This window comes from Micromonospora radicis, from assembly GCF_003583405.1.
Lineage (GTDB): Bacteria > Actinomycetota > Actinomycetes > Mycobacteriales > Micromonosporaceae > Micromonospora > Micromonospora radicis.
The window spans coordinates 132328-150376 of the sequence record NZ_QXEC01000016.1 but is presented as its reverse complement, the minus strand read 5'-3'; the positions used below and the strand labels follow the sequence as shown (position 1 = coordinate 150376).

The window sequence follows — 18049 nt, the reverse complement described above, 5'->3', positions numbered from 1 at the left end:
CTTAGCTTGAGCCGGCCGTGCGCCGCTCTCACCCGGTCGAGCACCAGCTCCGGTGTCACCTCCATCACCGTCTCCCTACGATCCCACTCGCTGTGCGGGACGCGTTCATCCTGGCCAAATTGCCGTAGCGAATTCGCCTCCGGGCGCTCAGGCACGGGCATGGCCGAGTTCCTCGATGCACTCGTCGATTGACTAGCCAGAGCCGGTGGTGCGCTGGGCATCGTCACCAGCTGGCTGGGGCTGATGCTTGGAGGCTTCGTCCGCGCTCGCCGCGCGAGCAACGGCCGTCGGCGCCTGTGAGTTCCGATAGGCAAAACGGGGGTAGGGCAGACCGAACCACTCCGCGAACGGTGGACATTCGTCGACTGCCGTGCCCACCTCTGGGGCCGGTTCCGGGGCGTGCCAAGGCGCTGCGGTTCGCCCATCAGGCTCTAACCCATAGCGGCGCAATTGGTCCGCCTCGGTTCCTGTCAAGCTGAGTTGTAGATCGACGAGGTCGTCACCTGCAAGGCACGCGTCGCGAAGCGCCCGTTCGGCCTCCGTCCGGCGTCCGTCCATGTCGAGTACATCGGCCAGCGTCGACAACACTTCTGTCGTTGGTTGCGCCACGCCGCGCAGTAGTTGTTCCGCCTCAGCAGTGCGCCCGGTTTCGGCGAGCATGCCGGCCAGTACGACGAGTGCGTGCAGGTCGTCGGCGGCTGTCTGACGAAGGAGCGCTTCGGCCTGCTCGGGCTGCCCGGCTTGCTGCAGGACGTGCGCGAGTCGAACCGGCGCCTGGGGTTTGCCAGCGGCGGTCAACCGCCCAAGCACCTCGTTCGCCTCGTCGTGGTGCCCGAGGTGCATGAGTTCGTCGGCAACATCGAGAAGGACTTTCTGGTCGTCGGTGGCCGCCCGCTGTCGTAGGACATCCGCCGCATCCTCGGTCTTGCCCAAGCGGTCCAGCAGGTTAGGCAGCAGCAGATTGGCGTGCTCGTCGCCGGCGTTGGCGGCCTGCCGCAGCCAGCTTTCGCCTTCTTCGAAGAGCTCGGGGTCATCGTCGAGTTCGATGCCGTCTTCGATGAGCAGTCCGGCGAGCCGCTGCATGGCCCAGGCATGGCCCTCCTCGGCCGCGTGTCGCAACAATTCGTCGACTCCGCACCACTGGTCGGCCTCGATCAGTAGTTCGATGCAGTGCTGGAGGGCATCCGCGGGGATCCTCTCAACAATGGTCGAACGTAGTGTCTGACTCTCCTCTGCGCGGCCGACTTCATCCATGAGGCCGGCGAGCAGGATCGCGGCGATCGGGCTGCCCTTGGCGGTCTGCTGGTGCAGCAGGGGTTCTAGATCGCCTTGCTGGTCTTGGTCGTACAGCACGTTTGCCAGTACGACGAGCGCGGTGGGATTGCCTTGTTCTGCTCGTCCCGTCAACAAGCTGCGGGCCTCGTCGCTGCGTCCGCTGTCTGTGAGTAGGCACACGAGCCGAACAAGAGCATCGAGATCGTTAGGGTTTTCGACGAGCTGTCGCAGGTGCCGCTCGGCGTCGGCGGGGTCTTCGTGCACCTCCCGGCCCGAGGTCGCGTCCCACTCGTAGCGCTGTCCGAGCGATTGAATGGCGCCCTTATGGCCGAGGGCGGCGGCGCGCCTTACCCAGGGGTCGCTCTCGTCGTGCCGGCCGAGCCGGCTGAGGAGCACGCCGATGGCCATGGCCGCGCCGGGTAAGCCCTGATTGGCCGGCGACGCGCAGAGCGTGACCGCGTCGCGGTAGAGGTGGCGATCCTCGGCCTCCCTGGCCAGGCGTAGCTGATCCTCAAGCGGACCTGGATCCGCAAGCAGGACGGCCCACAACTGTGGAGGCAGCGGATACATATGTTGCTCAGGACGCAGGTGCTGAAGGAGATAGTCGGCGAGCACGTAGCCGTCGGGCTCGCCGAGATCGGGCTGAGACCGCACCGGGGTCAGCGGAGCGATAACGCCTTTGACCGTCCGGGTGACGTAGGTGATGGCCGCGGCGAACCAGGGCGCCGTGCGGGCTCGTTGCTGTTCGTCGAGATAACCGGCCGCGGCGCGTTCGAGCATGGCCGCCGACAGCGGGGCGGCGCGACCGGCGGCGCGGGCATCGGCTGCGGCGAGCATGAGCGCTCGGGCGTACGGATCGGCATCCCGGTAAGCGGCGATGAGGTCCGGGCCGGCTGCCAGTGCTTGGGTGATCCGGTTCGAGGATCCGGCGGTCGCGATGGCGTCGCGGAGGCGTGAATCGGAGCGCGACCGGGCCAGTTCGACATCGGCGGGTAAGAATGTCGGCGGTACGTCGATGCGGACGGCTCGGGCCAGCAGTGTTCGAACTTCATGGTGCGGATCGGCGTCGCCCGGGTTCGGCTGCCCGGTGAAGCGTTGCCAGTACTGCGGCCACAGGGTGCCGATCACGACCACAGGCGCGTTCGATCGCAGTATCTCCATCAGAGCGACGGCCGCCGCCTCGCCGTGCGGGGAGCTGAAATATCGCTGCGCCTCGTCGAGCCAGATGACTGAGGGTGGACTCGCTGGCCGATCCCGCAAGGCGAGCGCGGTAGTGGGGAACTCCAGCGCCCAGTCCGGCAGGCACGTCAGGACCGCCTCGTATGCGGTGCGCGTCTTCCCGGTCGACGAGCCACCGACGAGGACGACGATCACCCCGTTAATGGGCATGGGGTGCAGCAGGCGGCGAAGGTGTGCGTCATGGCTTCGACCGACGTAGTCCGGCAGCGTCGTCGCGACCTGCTCCGCCGAGCTGATCGAGCGGTGCACGCCCAGGTCGAAGGGCTCCCAGTCGACTACCTGGCGCTTCGGCGCTCCGGCCGCGCTCCGCCGCTCACGCAGGGCTTCGCTCCGCTGCTCGCGCAGGGCCTCGTTGAAATCATTTATGGTGTCCATGGCCTGAGCCAGGACATCACCGGGCGTGAGGAATTCCGCGAAACGTCGGCTGATCTCGGGATAGGCGTCCAGGTAGGCGGACAACTGATTGGCGTCCCACAAGGCCCAGCCCTTGAGGCCGAGGCGCTGCCCGTATGCGCTGAGTAGGTCGTTGACGCGGTCGATGCCGCCGCGCCCCGCGACGCTGGAAAGGCGGACGTTCGTGGCAACGATCAAGTACTGCGGGATCCGGCCGTCGGTGACGCGCCGGCGTCGTGGATCAAGCCACTGGTCCAGTTCGCTCGTGAGGGTCTGGCACAACCATTGAGCATCGGCGACACCGCCAGCGGTCCGGCGGCACTTCGCCTGGAGGACGCCGTAGCCGTTCCAACCAGGCCGAAGCGACACCTCGCCGTCGAAGGTGGCCTCGCGGCCACCGTCCGGTCCCGCGCCGAAAGCCTGGATCGCCGGGCCCAGCACCCGCACCGCGAGCGCCCTACATAACTCCTCGAATCGCCGCTCGTCGAGCCTGCTCAGTTCGTATGCCACAAGACCATGATGAACCTGAACTCTGGCGCGCTACGTCCCTGGTGGACAGTGAACAGGTCCGAGGCGGTAACACAAAAGGCGGCTCCAGTAGACGACCGCCTCTGACACCAGTGGTCCACACGCCTGCGGCTTCCCGTTCGGCCGCCCTCGACGGCCCCGGGGAACCTCCGGCCGTTCGGTAGTTGGCTCCATGTCGGACCCTGCTGGTTCACTGGCCGCAATGACCGACGAAAGAGGCGTGGAGTGACCAATCAGCCGGACAGACCCTCGTGGCGGCACTCGAGCCTGGTGCGGGTCGCGGCGTGGATCCCTGACATCGACGAGAACCTGGAGCGGTGGGAGGAACTTGAGCAGATTGCGGTGCAGTGGATCGAGGAGCAGGCTGCCGCCGACGGGGTGACCCCGGTGGTGTTCTACAACGCGGCGAAGGCGCACGGGGGCCCTGGCCCGGTCCACCGGCTGGCGAGCCGCTACCGGTTCAGCTACCCGCTCGACCGAAACCGGCCTCGTGGCGCTGTAGTGGCGTTCCACCCGGACGCCCGGTCGCTGCGCCAGGCGACTGACCTGGCGCGCGGATCGGCGCTGGTGGTCCTGGAGAGTGCGATGACCCCGCTGGCCGGATGGGCTGCCGGGACCCGGGCAGTGGACTTGTCCGGGGTGTATCCGCAGGTGCCGGCGCTGGATCCCGAGGCGCAGAAGGCCCTCGACCGGGCCGTGTTCTTCGGCGGGCACAACAACTGGACCGGAAGTCACGAGCGTGAGCACGCCCGCAAGGCATTGGACGCCGTGCTGCGCGGCGGGCTGATCGACGTCGACACTGCCGTGGGGTATGCCCTGGCGCACGCCGGGGTTTCGGAGGTGGGCGCGAAGAACCTCCGCGGCAGCCTGGAACGCAAGAGGCGGTAGTTCCACCCCGGGGAGACCGAGCAGATGAATGGTACCGAGCCGGCTTCACGTGCCGAGGCCGACGCGCAGCTGCGTGACGGGGCCGAGCGCCTCGTCCGGGCCCAGCTGATGACCCGGGAGGATCAGGACTTCGCGCGCAGCCAGAAGAGCATGATCGGCCAGACGATGCGGGAGTACGGCGGCCGTTTCCTGTTCGAGCTGATCCAGAACGGGTACGACGCGCAGCCGCCGGACGCCGGCAGCGGGCGCATCGCGGTGGTGCTGGCGCGCGGCGAGGGCACACACGGCACTCTCTACGTCGCCAACACTGGGCGCGGGTTCACCGCCAGCAACGCCCGGCGGATCCGCTCACTCGGGCTGAGCGACAAGCCGATCGGCGAGGGCATCGGCAACAAGGGGGTCGGCTTCAAGAGCGTGCTTCAGATATGCGCGACTCCGGAGGTCTACAGCACGCTGGACAGCGGAGATCCGGGGTTTTGCTTCCGGTTTGCTACCGAGGACGACGTGCCAGGGCTGGTCGGCGCAGATCCGGTGCTCACTCGGCAGATCATCGACGAGGTTTCGCTCTACAGCATCACGTTGCCGGCCGAGGGAACACCCGCTCGGGTGGCGGCGCTCTGGGCCGACGGCTATGCCACCGTGGTGCGGCTGCCGCTCGACGAGGGCGCCGTCGATGCGGTGGCCGAGCGCCTCGACGAGCTCGAAGCGTCAGAGGTGCCGCTCATGCTGTTCCTGAAGCGGCTGGAACGGGTCACTGTCCGGAGAGAGGACGGTTCCGCCAGCGAAGAGCGGGTGCTGACCCGGCTACGCAGCAGCGCGCCGGTGGCGGCCGATGACTTCGCCTGCGACCTTGTGACGCTGGACGAGGACGGCACTTATCTGGTGCTGTCTCGGCGGGTCGATCCGGCCGCCTACCGGCGTGCGGTGCAGGAGGCGATCGACCGGCGTCAGCTCGACCTCAGGTATGCCGAGTCGACGGCGGCGGTCGAAGTCTCGGTCGCGGTGCCGTACGGGGCTGCGGACGCGCACTTCGGCCGGTGTTACACCTTCCTGCCGATGGGTCGTAAGGCGCCGTCGCCGTTCGCGGGGCACCTCAACGCGCCGTTCTTCACCGACCTGTCCCGCACGGACATCGACGAGGCGAACCCGCTGAACCGGCTGCTGCTCACCTCGGCGGCGGGACTCTGCCTCGACGCGGCCGAGGCGCTCACCGGCTGGCCGGACGACGCCGCCCCTGCAACTGTGCTCGATCTTTTGTGCTGGGACGACGACCGTCTGGGGCTGCTCACCTCTCGCGCGGAGGAGCAGGGCCGACCGCTGGGTGAACGCCCGCTGTTGCCCGCGCAGGCGGCCGGCCGCTGGCTCACACCAGCTGCGGCATGGCGCTGGCCCGTACCCGACACAGGCATGCTGACCGCAGCGTTTGCGACAGCAGCCAGCGGCGCCGAGTTCCTGCGGGAATTGCCGATGCGCCGGCAGGCGCGGCTGAGGAGCCTGCTGTCGCGGCTCGGACTTGACGTGACGCCGGAGCCGGAGCGTCTGGCCGGCTGGGTCGAGCAGATGATGGCGGTGATGCAGCGCGACCGCCGCCCGATCAGCGACTGGGACCGGGCCTACGCGGACGTCGCGCGTCTCTTCGAGAAGGCGCCCGAGGCGTTGCGGGCGCGGCGCATTCTGCTGACCGACTCGGATGAGCTCGCGCCGTGTGCCGGCCGGCGGGCCGGCGAGACATCCGCGAGCCGGGAGGCCGCGCCGTTCTTCCCGCCGACGACCCAGCGGATCGCCGACGAGGACGACGTCGACCCCGGCGCCGACCTGTCGCTGCCGGCAAGCCTGTCCAGCCGGCTGTTCTATTTGCACGGCGATCTGACCTGGCACGTCAACCGGCAACAGACCCCGGCGCGCAAGTTCCTGCAGGACAACCGGCTTGTGCGCGGCTTCGAGACGCGGGGCATCCTCGAACACATCCGTGCCGTGCTCGCCGACAGCCGCGCGCAGCGGGTCGCCCGGGACGCGCTGACGTTCGTCTTCAACCTGAGCCGCAGCGGTGCCCGCATCAAGACCGACTTGGCAGCTTTGGGCCTGCGACTGCCGACCGCGAACGGCGTTTGGATGACCGCCGGGGACTGTCTGTTCTCGTCCGACTGGCCGGGTACCACCGGCAAGGAGTTGTCCGCGATCGCGGCCACTCCAGAGGACCGGTCGGCCGAGCTGTACGCGCTCGCAGGCCGGTTGCTGGCACCTCCGGCGCAGGTCATGCGAGCCGGCGACCATGTTGCCGACTGGGTTGCCTTCCTGCGGCGCATCGGCGTTGGCGAGGTGGTGCCGCTCAAGTCTGTATCCGACGGTCGCGGGATCTACGGCAGCAACCTGACCCGCGATCGGCTTTCGGCCGTGCCCGGGCTGCCCGATCCGGTCCGCAACCAGTGGGCGAAGGTCCTGCCGACGACGTCCGCTGCGTGGTATCCGTCCACCCCCTACGTGGTGAAAAGCCCGCTCTGGTGGATGCCGGGACAAGCCGACTGGGAACGGCTGACCGACCGGGTGCGCTCGCACCTGGCACGGCAGATCCTGCGCGGGCTCAAGGGCGCCTGGTCGGCCGACGCCTTTGCGACCGTCTGGGAACGCGACCGGCCCGGCGACAAAAACCCGCAACGGCGATGCACGCCGCTCGGCGCGTTCCTGCGTACGGTGGCCTGGTTGCCGACGCAACGACCCGGCCAGAGCGGCGGGGCTTTCGCGACGCCGGCCGAGTGCTGGACGTTTCCGGTTCGCAGTGACGACGTGCCGCCGCGGTTCGCGACGCTGCTCGCAAAGCCGATGCGGGATCTGCTCGACGACGACCCGGTGGCGCTGCGGCGGCTGACCGAGCTGGGTCTGGGCGTGTGGGGCCGGGACGCCGATGCCCCGCGTTTGGTGCGCCACCTGGGCGCGCTCTTTCACGCCGGCGCGGTTACCGAGATGCACGCGGCACAGTTCCATAACACGTACCGGGCGGCGTGGGCGGCCTGCACCGCCCGCGGCACCGAGGTGGAGCCGTTCCCGCCGGACACCCGGGGCTACCTCGTTGTCGACGTCGGCGGCTCGTCGACAGCCCTGCCGCTCGAGCCGGCCAGTGGCGACCAGGAGCCGCCCGACGTGGTAGTCGCGTCGCGGGACGACGAGCAGAGCCTGCTCCGACTGATGGCCGACTTCGGGTGGCGGGTCCTCGAAGTAGACGCGCATCCCGAGACGGTCACCGCCATCTTGCGTCGCCGCCTCGGCGAGGGGGTTTCACGTGCCAGCGGCGTCACGCCGGTCGTGCTGCTGGACGGACACGAGTTCGGCCCGCCAGCCGTCGCCAGCGCCCGACCGATCGTCGGCATCCTGCCGTGGCTGCCGCTGTTCGTGGCGACGCTGCTCGAACACCAACGCAACCAGTTCAGCCGCCTCGGCCAGCGGGCGTTCGACGACACGCTCGACGCGTTGCGGCGGGTGCGGGTCGCCTTCGCTGGCACGGTCGAGGTACGTCTCGGCGAGGAAACCCGGCGGCTTCCGGACCGGCTGCACGGGGTGCTGCCGATGCCGCACGCCGCGCATCCTTCCCTGATCGTCGAGGGCGCGGAGACGGAGCTGGACTGGGACATGCTGGAGGCGATGGCGGAGCCGCTGGCATACCTCATCGGCCGGCGGGACTACGCCCGCACCTTCCGGTGGGCCGCAGAGCGGACCCGGCGGGTCGGCGTCCCCGTCGCCCAGCTCGCCGACGACGACGTGGCCGAGATATGCGACGTCACGGCCGAGGACGTCCGGACGATGGCGCGGCGAATCCAGTCTTCCCTGCGACCCTTACTACATAGGCTCTATCCCGTCGTCGCGCATTACCTGGACGCCGAGTCGGCTGCGCCGTTCGACCCCGACTCACCGGCGGTGGAAAGCGAGCAGGAGGCCCGAGACCTGCTTACTGCGCTGGCCTACCGACTCGACCACGAGCCGGATGAGCTGTTTGCCGCCGCGCTCGACGCTCCGACGCTCGCGGCGCTCCAGCAGCAGCTGAAGATACCGGTACGCGAACTCAACGCCACCCTGTCCGGCATGGGCGGGCGCTATCCGCTCATCGACTACGGCGCGCAGCACTCCGAGGACTTCGCCGACTACGTACGCCACCATCGCGACTCCCTGCTTGACCGGCTGCGCTGGCACCGGTGGGACCGCTTCGCGGCCGGCGACCCCCAGCCGGACTGGCCCCAACTCCGGCGGGTTGAGCTGCTCGCCCCGGACCCGGAGTGGGGCACCACCGTCGACGTCCTCTCGACCGATCTCATGGCGGCGCGCGTCGAGGAGGAACTCACGGCGCGGCTGGGCGAACAGCCGCCGGAAAGCGGCCCCCCTCTGCCGCGCCGCAGCGACTGCGCCAAGGCCAACGCCGAGTTGGTCGACACCGCCGCCGGCAGGCTGGCCAAGCTCGTGCGCGCCTGGCTCGAACGGCACAGCCGCCCGGTCCCCGCGCCGTGGACAGACGAGGCGTCGGCAGGCCCGGCGCTGCGCGCAACGCTCGACTCGGCCGGCGCGCTCGACTTCGCCATGCTGACGCTTCCGGACGTGCTCCGCTGGCTGCAAACGCTCGGCGTCTGGCCGACGGACATGCCCGCGACCGATGACCTTGACGCGCTTGGTCTCACCCCCGACGATCTCGACCGCCAGAAAGCCGAGGAGCGGCAGCAACGCGCCGAACGGGAACGGCAGCGGCGGACCGTGAACATCGACGACAAACCATTCGACCTGGACGACGGCTTCACCTCGCTGCGCGCGGCTCTCGACAATTCGCTGGACCGAACACCCGCGTTCCTGGCCACTCCACGCAGGTTCACCGGCCTCAAGGAAACCGACGCCCGGTCCGGCCCCGGCGGCCGGATCGCGGGTGGCGGCTTCGGCGGCGGTGGGTTCGCGTCCGAGCTGTCAAGCCTGCAAAAGCTGGGGGTGGGTTTCGCTGGCGAGTGGTTCGCTTATCGATGGCTGGAGCGGCAGTACGGTGCCGACTTCAGCCCGGAATGCTGGGTGTCGGGATACCGTGAGCGGGTCTACCCCGGCACCGGTGACGACAGCCTGGGCTGGGACTTTGAAGTCCCCGGCCGGCGCGGCACCTGGTACTACGAGGTCAAGACCACCCTCGCCGAGGGCGGTCGACTCGAGCTGGGCGAGACTCAGGTCATCGCGGCGCAGGAGAACGCCCGGAACCGGCGGTGGCGGCTCCTAGTGATCACCAACGTCATGGATGAGAACCGCCAAATCCGTATGCTCCCGAACCCGTTCGACCCGGCGAGCCGCGGCCGGTATCGCTTCGTCGGCCAGGGTCTGCGTCTGGAGTACCGCTGGTTGTGACCGCCGGTACGGCAGCGGTGGTCACCAAGCTGGAGTGGCGAAATAGACGTTACAGGGTTCGTAGGTCGGCTTGCGGGCCACGCCAACGCCCGCTTATCCAGATCGGAGGGCGGCCACCGTCGCTGCCCGCTCAACGCGGGGACAACATCGCGGTCCATGCCGCGCGGGGGTGTTTACCACCAGCGGCGTCTGACCTTGATCTCGCGTACGGGTATCTCGGAGGGGTGTAGGGGGCGTTCGACGACGGGGCGCATCGTGTGGGGTGTGATGCGGTCGCGTTCGTGTTCCTCGGCGAAGCGGGCGGCCTGTTCGTGTTCGCCGAGGTTGTCAAGGGCCTTGATGAGGTCGGTTATCAGGATGTCGAGGCGGTGGGTTTCGGCTTCGGCGGCGAGGAACCGTTCGTGGTGGGTGACTGCTCGGTGGCCGCACCACTGGCGTAGTAGTTCGTGACGGGGTCGGTCGTGGCGGCGGTACCAGTCGTACTCCCATTCCGGTGTCGTCGACCGGCTGTCGCGGCCGACGCGGTGCTCATCGCCGAACTTGCATTTGCGGCGGGACTGGGCTTCCTGCTCGATGACAAGGTCGAGGACCTGGGTCGGATGGGCATGGCACGCGGCCTCGACCAGGTGGAGGGTGCCGGCCGGTGACAGGATGGTCCGGCCGTCGTGGTCGAACCATTCAGCCGAGGCGAGGATGTCGTCGACCGGGCCGTCGATGATCTCGCTCAGCCGGGCCCTGTCGTGGATGTCGGTGGCGCATGACACCGGGGACCAGAGCAGTTCGGCTACGTCTTCGCTGATCAGGAGGCCGAAGATCTCCTCGATGCAGGCTTCCTCTGTGTGATCGAGGCTCAGGTCGTCGATGCGTTGCCAGTTCGCCATCAGCGCATCGAAGGTCCCGACCTCGTTCCACGGCACCCGCAGCCGCGATCCGGGGACCTTCTCCACGCGTTCGTCGGTGTCGTCGAGGAATCTGATCTCGAGGCGGGCGCTGGTCTTCTTCGGCTCGACGGCCAGGATGCGGACGCGTTCGGACGGTGCGTGGTCCGACTGTCGGTACGCCCATTCGGCGCCGACGGTGAAGCGGGAGGGGTCGATTCTCATCCAGCTGTCCTTCGGGTGAGCGTCGCTTGTTGCGTGGTACCGGGTCGTGCTGGCGGTTCGCGCCGCGATGGCGGCAGGTCCCGCCGCGGGCTCGTGCGCATCCGGCCGGAGTGTGGTGGCGGTTGAGGGGTGGACGCACGTCAGGCGCCGTGGTCGAGCAGCCCGTGGTGCCACGATTCAGCCTGTCGGTGAATGCCGGCGTGGGCCTGCCGGTTGTGATCAGGGCGGTGCTCCTTGCGTGGCCCGTGGGGGCTCCAGTCACCGAGGAACGGGCGCAGGTCGTCGGGTCCGGGTTCGGGGTTGTAGTTGATGTCAGCTAGCACGCGGGGATTGCGGGTGGGGTCGATCCGGTCGGCGGCGGCCCTGCCCCACGCGACCCAGCTGGCGAGGTACCCACCGGCGCGGGTCCGCCCCTCGGCCGCTTGTTCAAGGGCGGTGCAGAACGCGCGGATGCCGGCTGCGGTGGTCCACGCCTGGTAGGCGTTGCGGAAGGTTTCCGCGCGGATCTTGTCCGCGGCCTGGACGCGGGCGTCGGCCATCGCGGCGTGCCATTGGGCGAGGGTGGCCTCCTCCTGCCGTCTGCGCTCGGCCGCGGCTTCCTCCTGCCGCCGCCGGTGCTCGGCCGTGGCCTTCTCCCGCGCGGCTTCGGCTGCCTGCCGTTGCTGTTCGTCGGCGGTGACGCCAGCCTCGAACCCTTGGATGATCTGCGCGACGCGCTGTTCCAGACGTACGCGTGGGGTGTCGGTCCAGGTGTCCCGGTTGTCGTGGCCGGCCCGGGTGATCTCCAAGCGGAGCCTGCCGGAGTCGACGACGTCGAAATTCGGGGGTTTCATCCACGGCCGCAGGCGCAGCATCTTCAGTTCCTCGGCGGTGGGTTCGTGCGGGACCTGGTCGCGTTCCTCGGTCAGGGTGACTGTGCGTCGGACCTGCCCGGACTGGAGGAACATCCGCGGGTGTTTCGCCTTGGTGTTGACCCCGAGCCGGTGCCCACGTCGGGCCGCCTCACCGGCGAGTTGCCGGATCAGCAGCAACGCCCGGGGCAGCACGTCCGGGCTGACGGCGAGGTTGGTCGGATCGGCTTCGAGGGCGCTGAACGCCAGATGCGCGTCGGTGGTGACACGTCGGGTGTTGAGCCGGATCCGGTTCCAGTCGGTCTCGTCCGGGCCGGCGTCGGTGTACAGGCGGATGACGATGTCGCCGGCGTCACGGCCAGTGTGGCGCAGATGGTGACCCGCTGGCACAAGTCCCTGCTGCTTGAACGCGTGAATGATCCGCCGGTACCGGGCACGCGTTCCACTGTCGGGACTCTCGATACGGACCATGCCGCCCTCGTGCTGTAGGCGGTCGAGCAGTACGCGAGCCGATCGCAGCAGGTCCGCCGACGAAGCGCCGCCGGCGATGCCGCCGGGTGCCGGCGCCTCGTCGGACCGCGGGAGGGAAGCACGGTGGTCGGGATGATCGGGATGGTGACCATGCTCAAGGTAGAAGCGACCGGCATCGGTCGAGCACGCCCTCCACACCCCTGCCTTGCGTGTCACCGTCACCAAGTTCCGGTCCTGCAGCGCACGCGCCGACCGGCGGTACACAACGCCGTCCGGGCCGCTGAGGTCATCACCGCCGTTGATCCGGCGAAGCAGGTCGAGCTGCCGCTCATTGAGCGAATCCCATCGCTGCACCACCCGACAGTAAGGGGCACCGCGTACTCGATGGAGCTGGACACGGCCATATATAAGCAGCACGGTCCGAAGAACGAACCGAACTGTCGGCTCCGCCTGAAACTGACCCGTGGTTTCGGAACCCCCCGAACGAAGGGGCCAAGGTTGAACCCGCCTTCACACCGAACAAGATCGGGGTGCCTGCGAACTACGAGCCTGTAGGCGGGTGGCCCCTCGACTCTTTTGGCCGGGAGAAGCGGGCGGGCTCGTCGTGCGCGATCAGGCTGTGCGGTGTGATGAGCGGGGCGACGCTGGTTGCGAGTGCGGCGCCGACTTCTGCCGTGGAGGTGGTCAAGCCTTCGTGAAAGTGCGCCACGGCACGGCCCGCCCCTGCTACGAGGTCGGCGAGTTGGATCGACGGATGATTCGATGAGTCACCCCGTGCCAGCCCTCGTGGCCTGACGCCAGTCCAGAGGTATCGGAAGTCTGGGTGACCCGCCGTCATGGCCTTCCACAAGATGTCGATGCGGTCGTCGGTCAGAACCTTGTGGGCGTCCATGAGTAGGCTGGCCGGCCCGATTTGCCGTGACCACTCGTTGAGCACGGCGGGCATCGTCGGGATCAACGGTTCCATGGCCAGAAGGAAGTCCGGTTCAAGCATCGTCTTCTGCAGTTCATCAGCCTGGGCGCGGCACCGTAGCAGCATGCCCAGGATGTCCGTGATCGCTCGGCGATGCGATCGGCGTTCGGCGGCATCGAGTACCCGGAACAACTCGGCTACCTCGACCAACGCCTGTCCTCGGTTGCGGATGCCGGCGAAGCGGACGAACATTCTGATCACTTCGTCGAACATGGGGGCCCCAAGCGCCCGCGGGCCCTCTTCGATCAGCTTCTGTGCATACCGCCGAGCCTGGTCGTCCGCGTGCAGGTCCACCCCGTTCTCGTGCGCATACTCCTCAAGCAGCAGGTCAATGATCTTGGCTGTGACGAAGAACCGCTTGTCGATCATGAAGATGCTCGCCCTGCTGGCAAGCATGCCGCCGGGTCGCAGCGCTCCGGCGAGCACCTCAAGTCGTCGCTGGTTACGGACCCGGGCGAAGTGGCCGAACTTGAGCTCAGCGGCCTGCTCGATCCCGGCGTCGCGGCGTAGCAGGGCCAGCACCGTGTCGGCGTCGCCGTCGTCGATGGCGACCGAACCGATGGTCATGTACGGCTCGGTGGGCTGAAAAAGGGCCTCGCCATCCCAGCCAGACTCGTCTGCGGCGATCCACCGGCCGTCCGACCCGCCGTCCGTCGTTGGAGCGCTGCGGGAGTACTTGACGTAGTCAGCATCAGAGAGGCAACCTCGCGTGCCAGGGACGGAGACCGTATGGACGGAAGGGCTGCCATCGGGGCCGGTCGCATCTGCCGCGCCGGGCGGAACTGCCACGCAGGCCATTCTCGGGCTTCGGCGCATCATTGAACATCCCCAAACGCGGAGCAACCCGGCCGAGGAGCAGCAGTCAAGCGGGGAACATCCGCCGGCCAGCACTGCTAGTGCGTCCCGGCCTGGCGACACTCATACAGGCCAACGCCGTCGATAGGGCTGGCGGTACACGTCCTCCTCGCAGTGGCAGCCTGGCGTCTTGCCTCGCGTACTGGACCACCACTCGTGCGGCCGGCGAGGATCGTGGTGCGTATGACCTCGCCGGGCATCGGCGCGCCGGAGCAACCGGGGCCGCTGCGAGACGTCACGATACGAGCCGGAATCCGCTCTGGAGCCTGCCCGAGTAGACAAGCTTCGCCTCTCGGCCGGGTTAGCTGCAGGGCGCTGGCCCGTCAGCGTCGGCTGGCCCGGACTTGTTTGCCAACCCCTGTTGTGTTGTAGCGGAATCGGGCCATCTCGATGCTGACTGCGAACCGGCTGGCGATCTCGTCGGGGCCCATTCCTTTCGCAGCGGCCCGAATCAGGAGGGGGCGCGGGAGCAGCAATGTTCCGCCCAAGGCAGTTGCTTGCTCCTCTTCGTCCGGGCGGCAGGTCCGGAACGGGACCCCGTCGAACTCACTGACTTCGGACAAATCATGTTCGAGCAGGATGTGAGACATTTCGTGTGCGAGGTCGCTGACGATGCGCGCTGGGGGCCGTAGTGGGTTCGTGACGATGAACGGACGTCCCTTGATCTCGAAGGTGACGGCGGAGAACGCGAATGCTTGGAGGCGCTCGAGTTCCTCGAGTCTCGCGACGTCCACAAGGGCGGCGGCGCTGACGATCTTCATCTCAAGGTGCTCAGCAACAGCCGCCATGTCGAGCGGGTCGGTGGGGGTAAGGCCGAGTTGGGCTCGCAGCTCGAGCGCGCGCCGCTCGGCGGCGGCCTTGAATCCGCGGGGCAGTGTCACAGTTCCCCTGCCTCCACCTGTCGTTCAAGTTCATCGCGCATGTCGGTCAGGAGGGACGCCAGGCGGTGCGGTACTCCTGGTCTCATTACCGATGCTGCACGCAGATGGCAGGCGATTGCCGTTCGTGGTTGTGGCAGGTCCCGGGCGAGTGTGTTGTACATGTCAGTGAGCACGGACGTGAGCGTCGATGCCGCTTCGGGCGTCAGCCGCGGGTCGGTCCGGAGGTGAGTGACGGCCTCGTCGAGGGGTGTCATCCGTCGCTCGGTCACCGGGTTGAAAAACCTCGCCGCTGGCACCCGTAGCCATGAACAGAGACGTGTGAACGTCGCGAGGTCAGGGTGCGCACCAGCTTCAACCCGCGAGAACGTGCTGAAGCTCACACCAGCATCGACGGCTGCCTGCCGAATGGACAGCGTCCCGCGGCGTTCCCGCAGCATCCGCCCGAACTCGGCGAGGTCGAGCCGCTCAGTTTCCTGGAGCGGCGGCTCGGCCATCATCGCGTCCTCAAGGTTTGCATACCCCAACTTTAGTGCGGCATTGCCGCTTCCCTGCAACAACCTCTGCTAGGGTGCCACCGAAGTGGTACTGAAGCTTTGATGATGCACGTGGAGGGGTAGTGGCCATCCAGATCACCGCGGTCCGGCTCGAGGGTGGGTCGGACCACGAACACATCACCCACCTGTGGTGGTTGTCCGACTCCACGAACCAGGAGGACAGCAGCACGCGCGAGCAGCTCGTCTCGTGGATCGAGAACCAGGGCGGCAAGGCGTACACCGACGACGGCCGGGGCAACCGCGCGCACGTGGCCGTGGTGACCCCGTCGCGCGGGGCGAAGTACCTGCGCACGCACGCCGACGGCGTCTGGACTAACAACCTCCTGTCCCTCCCTCGCCGCTGACCGTCCGGGCGGTCGCTCGACACCGAACGACACAAGTGCCGTGACGAGCGAGCCGGCCGGCCGGCAGAACCACATCGAAAAACAGACATCAAGGAGCACAGCGATGACAGCGCCATCCACGCACGCCTCAGCGGAACAGGCCAAGCCTGCGAAGACCATCACCTTCAAGGTCGATGACGAACCGGTCACGACCGCCGAGAAGGACCTGACGCCGAACCAGATCCTCAGCCTGGCCGGGGTCGACCCGGCCTCGGCGTACCTCGTCGAGGTCAAGGGACGGCACCAGGAGTCGTACGAGGGGCGCGGCGACACCCCGATCCGGGTACACGCGGGGGACACGTTCGTATCGGTGTCGACCGGCCCGACTCCGACCTCATGACCACGGTGCAGCAGCCGACGGTGGGCGCGGCGGGCTTCCTCGCCGCGCTCGCCGCCACCGGACACGACGATGTAACCCAACAGGGTGAGCTGGCCGTCTTTACCTACCGCGTCGAAGTAGGCAGACACGCTGGGGAGGAGATCAAGCTGGCACTCGCCATCCCACCCGACTGGCCGGTGTCACCGCCGCCGGGTCCTCACGTCAGCCCGCGGCTGGGGCACCCAGACGGCGCGGTTCACGCATCCCCCCTCGGGGCTGAGTGGGAGTACTGGAGCCGCCCAGCCCAGAACTGGGTGACCGACCGGAGCATGCGCGCCTACCTAAGGCACCTGCGCACGCTCTTCGCCCGGTCGTGACCAGCGGCCCGAGTTCGGCCCGACGGCGCCTGTCGGTGGCCATGACCACCACCGTCGCGACCCGGCTTGCCGAACACCTCAGCCGCTCCGACGGCCAAGAGGACCTGTGCTTCTTGACTTGGCGCCCGAGCACCGGTGCAACCCGCACCAGCGCCGTCATCGGGGAGGTGATCTGGCCCGAGCGCGGCGAGCGTCTCCTCCACGGCAACGTCTCGTTCACCTCGGGCTACTTCCTGCGGGCAGCCGCGCACGCCGCCGAGACCGGCGCCGGGCTGGCACTCGTGCACAGTCACCCGAAGGGCCGTGGTTGGCAGGACCTCAGCGATGACGACCACGCCGCCGAGTCGGGCCACGCGGCCCAAGCAGTCGCCCTCACCGGTCTGCCATTGCTCGGCCTGACCTACGCCGTGGGCGACCAAACCTATAGCGCCCGCATGTGGCACCGAGTCGCCGCCCGCCGCTACACGCCCCAGTGGGCGGAGAATGTCCGATGCGTCGGCGATCGCATCACAGTCTCGTGGAACAACTCCCTGCGTCCAATCCCCGACCTCCGAGAGCAGCTCACCCGCACCGTCTCCGCGTGGGGACCCGACCTGCAGGCCAGCCTCACCCGGCTGCACGTCGGCATCATCGGTGCGGGCAGCGTGGGCGCCCTCGTCGCCGAAACCCTCGCCCGCACCGGCGTCGAGCGCATCACCCTGCTGGACTTTGACGCCGTCGAGGCAGTCAACCTCGACCGACTCCTACACGCGACCACGCGCGACGTCGAGCTCGCTCGGTCCAAGGTCGAGACCCTCGCCCGGGCGCTACGCCGGTCAGGCACCGCCGGCAACCCGGACATCACCGCACTGGAACTGTCTGTCGTGGAACCCGACGGACTGGCACACGCGCTGGACTGTGACGTGCTGTTCAGCTGCGTCGACCGGCCCTGGCCACGAGCCGTACTCAACCTCGCCGCCTACGCCCACCTCATACCAGTCGTCGACGGCGGCATCCTCATCCGCAGCGACGGCCAGAGGATGCGCGGGGCCGAATGGCGCGCACACATGGCAGCGCCTGGCCGCGCCTGCCTTGAATGCCTGGGACAATACGATCCGGCCGATGTCTCCCTCGAACGCACCGGCCAACTCGACAACCCGTCCTACATTGCCGGCCTCAACCGCGACCATCCGCTACGCCACAACGAAAACGTCTTTGCCTTCTCCATGGCCGCCGCCGCCAACGAGGCACTTCAACTGCTCACCGCAGTCATTGCTCCCAACGGCATCGGTGACGTGGGCGCCCACCTGCATCACTTCGCTACCGGGACCCTCGACCGCGATGAAGCAGACTGCAACCCGGGGTGCCTCTACAGCGGTGCACTCCTCGGAAGCGCTGATAGTCACGGACTCGTCGTCACCGGCCGGCACTCGATCGCCGAGGCATCCCGGCTCGCTCGCCGACGGGCGGGGCGACGGCTCTCAAGGCGGATTGCACGTCGCATCGACGACATGCTGTGGAGCAGCGTCTAATCGCACGCCGAACGGGCCTGCCAGCCTCATAGTCGACGGAAAGTTAGCACCGCCTCAAACGACGGCGGGGGTAGTGCCACCATCCCC

Annotated in this window: 12 protein-coding genes; 6 read left to right on the top strand and 6 right to left on the bottom strand. The window is 68.1% G+C overall.

Annotated elements, in window-relative coordinates:
* Nucleotides 1-192 precede the first annotated feature (192 nt).
* Nucleotides 193-3417 (bottom strand): tetratricopeptide repeat protein, encoded by a 3225-nt coding sequence (locus tag D2L64_RS17815; protein ID WP_119577995.1) that lies wholly within the window; start codon nucleotides 3415-3417, stop codon nucleotides 193-195.
* Nucleotides 3418-3660: 243 nt separating this feature from the next.
* On the opposite strand from D2L64_RS17815, the gene D2L64_RS17810 reads away from it, so the two are divergent.
* Together D2L64_RS17810 and D2L64_RS17805 are read left to right on the top strand one after the other, a co-directional pair.
* Complete coding sequence (locus D2L64_RS17810) at nucleotides 3661-4323, top strand: hypothetical protein (RefSeq protein ID WP_119577993.1); 663 nt, start codon at nucleotides 3661-3663, stop codon at nucleotides 4321-4323.
* 24 nt (nucleotides 4324-4347) lie between these two features.
* The gene (locus tag D2L64_RS17805) at nucleotides 4348-9684 is read left to right on the top strand and encodes an ATP-binding protein (protein WP_119577991.1); all 5337 of its coding nucleotides are present in this window, start codon (nucleotides 4348-4350) and stop codon (nucleotides 9682-9684) included.
* Between the two features lie 173 nt (nucleotides 9685-9857).
* On the opposite strand, the gene D2L64_RS17800 is transcribed toward D2L64_RS17805, so the two are convergent.
* From D2L64_RS17800 to D2L64_RS17780, 5 genes are all read right to left on the bottom strand, one after another.
* Nucleotides 9858-10787 carry a hypothetical protein gene (locus D2L64_RS17800; RefSeq protein ID WP_119577989.1) on the bottom strand — a complete coding sequence of 310 codons (930 nt, stop codon included), beginning with the start codon at nucleotides 10785-10787 and terminating at the stop codon, nucleotides 9858-9860.
* 140 nt (nucleotides 10788-10927) lie between these two features.
* The gene (locus D2L64_RS17795; protein WP_147376259.1) at nucleotides 10928-12463 is read right to left on the bottom strand and encodes a cell envelope integrity protein TolA; all 1536 of its coding nucleotides are present in this window, start codon (nucleotides 12461-12463) and stop codon (nucleotides 10928-10930) included.
* 187 nt (nucleotides 12464-12650) lie between these two features.
* Nucleotides 12651-13871 (bottom strand): hypothetical protein, encoded by a 1221-nt coding sequence (locus D2L64_RS17790; protein WP_147376258.1) that lies wholly within the window; start codon nucleotides 13869-13871, stop codon nucleotides 12651-12653.
* A gap of 389 nt (nucleotides 13872-14260) precedes the next feature.
* Nucleotides 14261-14818: an ImmA/IrrE family metallo-endopeptidase gene (locus D2L64_RS17785; RefSeq protein ID WP_119577983.1), complete on the bottom strand. Its 558-nt coding sequence runs from the start codon at nucleotides 14816-14818 to the stop codon at nucleotides 14261-14263.
* A complete protein-coding gene (locus D2L64_RS17780; RefSeq protein WP_199714592.1) occupies nucleotides 14815-15375 on the bottom strand; it encodes a helix-turn-helix domain-containing protein in 561 nt (186 codons plus the stop codon). The genes D2L64_RS17785 and D2L64_RS17780 overlap by 4 nt, the downstream gene beginning before the upstream one ends.
* A gap of 59 nt (nucleotides 15376-15434) precedes the next feature.
* Between D2L64_RS17780 and D2L64_RS17775 the strand changes: the two genes are divergently transcribed.
* From D2L64_RS17775 to D2L64_RS17760, 4 genes are all read left to right on the top strand, one after another.
* Nucleotides 15435-15716: a DUF3892 domain-containing protein gene (locus tag D2L64_RS17775; RefSeq protein ID WP_119577979.1), complete on the top strand. Its 282-nt coding sequence runs from the start codon at nucleotides 15435-15437 to the stop codon at nucleotides 15714-15716.
* A gap of 103 nt (nucleotides 15717-15819) precedes the next feature.
* Nucleotides 15820-16095: a hypothetical protein gene (locus D2L64_RS17770; RefSeq protein WP_119577977.1), complete on the top strand. Its 276-nt coding sequence runs from the start codon at nucleotides 15820-15822 to the stop codon at nucleotides 16093-16095.
* On the top strand, nucleotides 16092-16451 hold the full coding sequence (locus D2L64_RS17765; protein WP_119577975.1) for a hypothetical protein: 360 nt from the start codon (nucleotides 16092-16094) through the stop codon (nucleotides 16449-16451). The genes D2L64_RS17770 and D2L64_RS17765 overlap by 4 nt, the downstream gene beginning before the upstream one ends.
* A 41-nt stretch (nucleotides 16452-16492) precedes the next feature.
* A complete protein-coding gene (locus D2L64_RS17760; RefSeq protein ID WP_147376257.1) occupies nucleotides 16493-17962 on the top strand; it encodes a HesA/MoeB/ThiF family protein in 1470 nt (489 codons plus the stop codon).
* Nucleotides 17963-18049 lie beyond the last annotated feature (87 nt).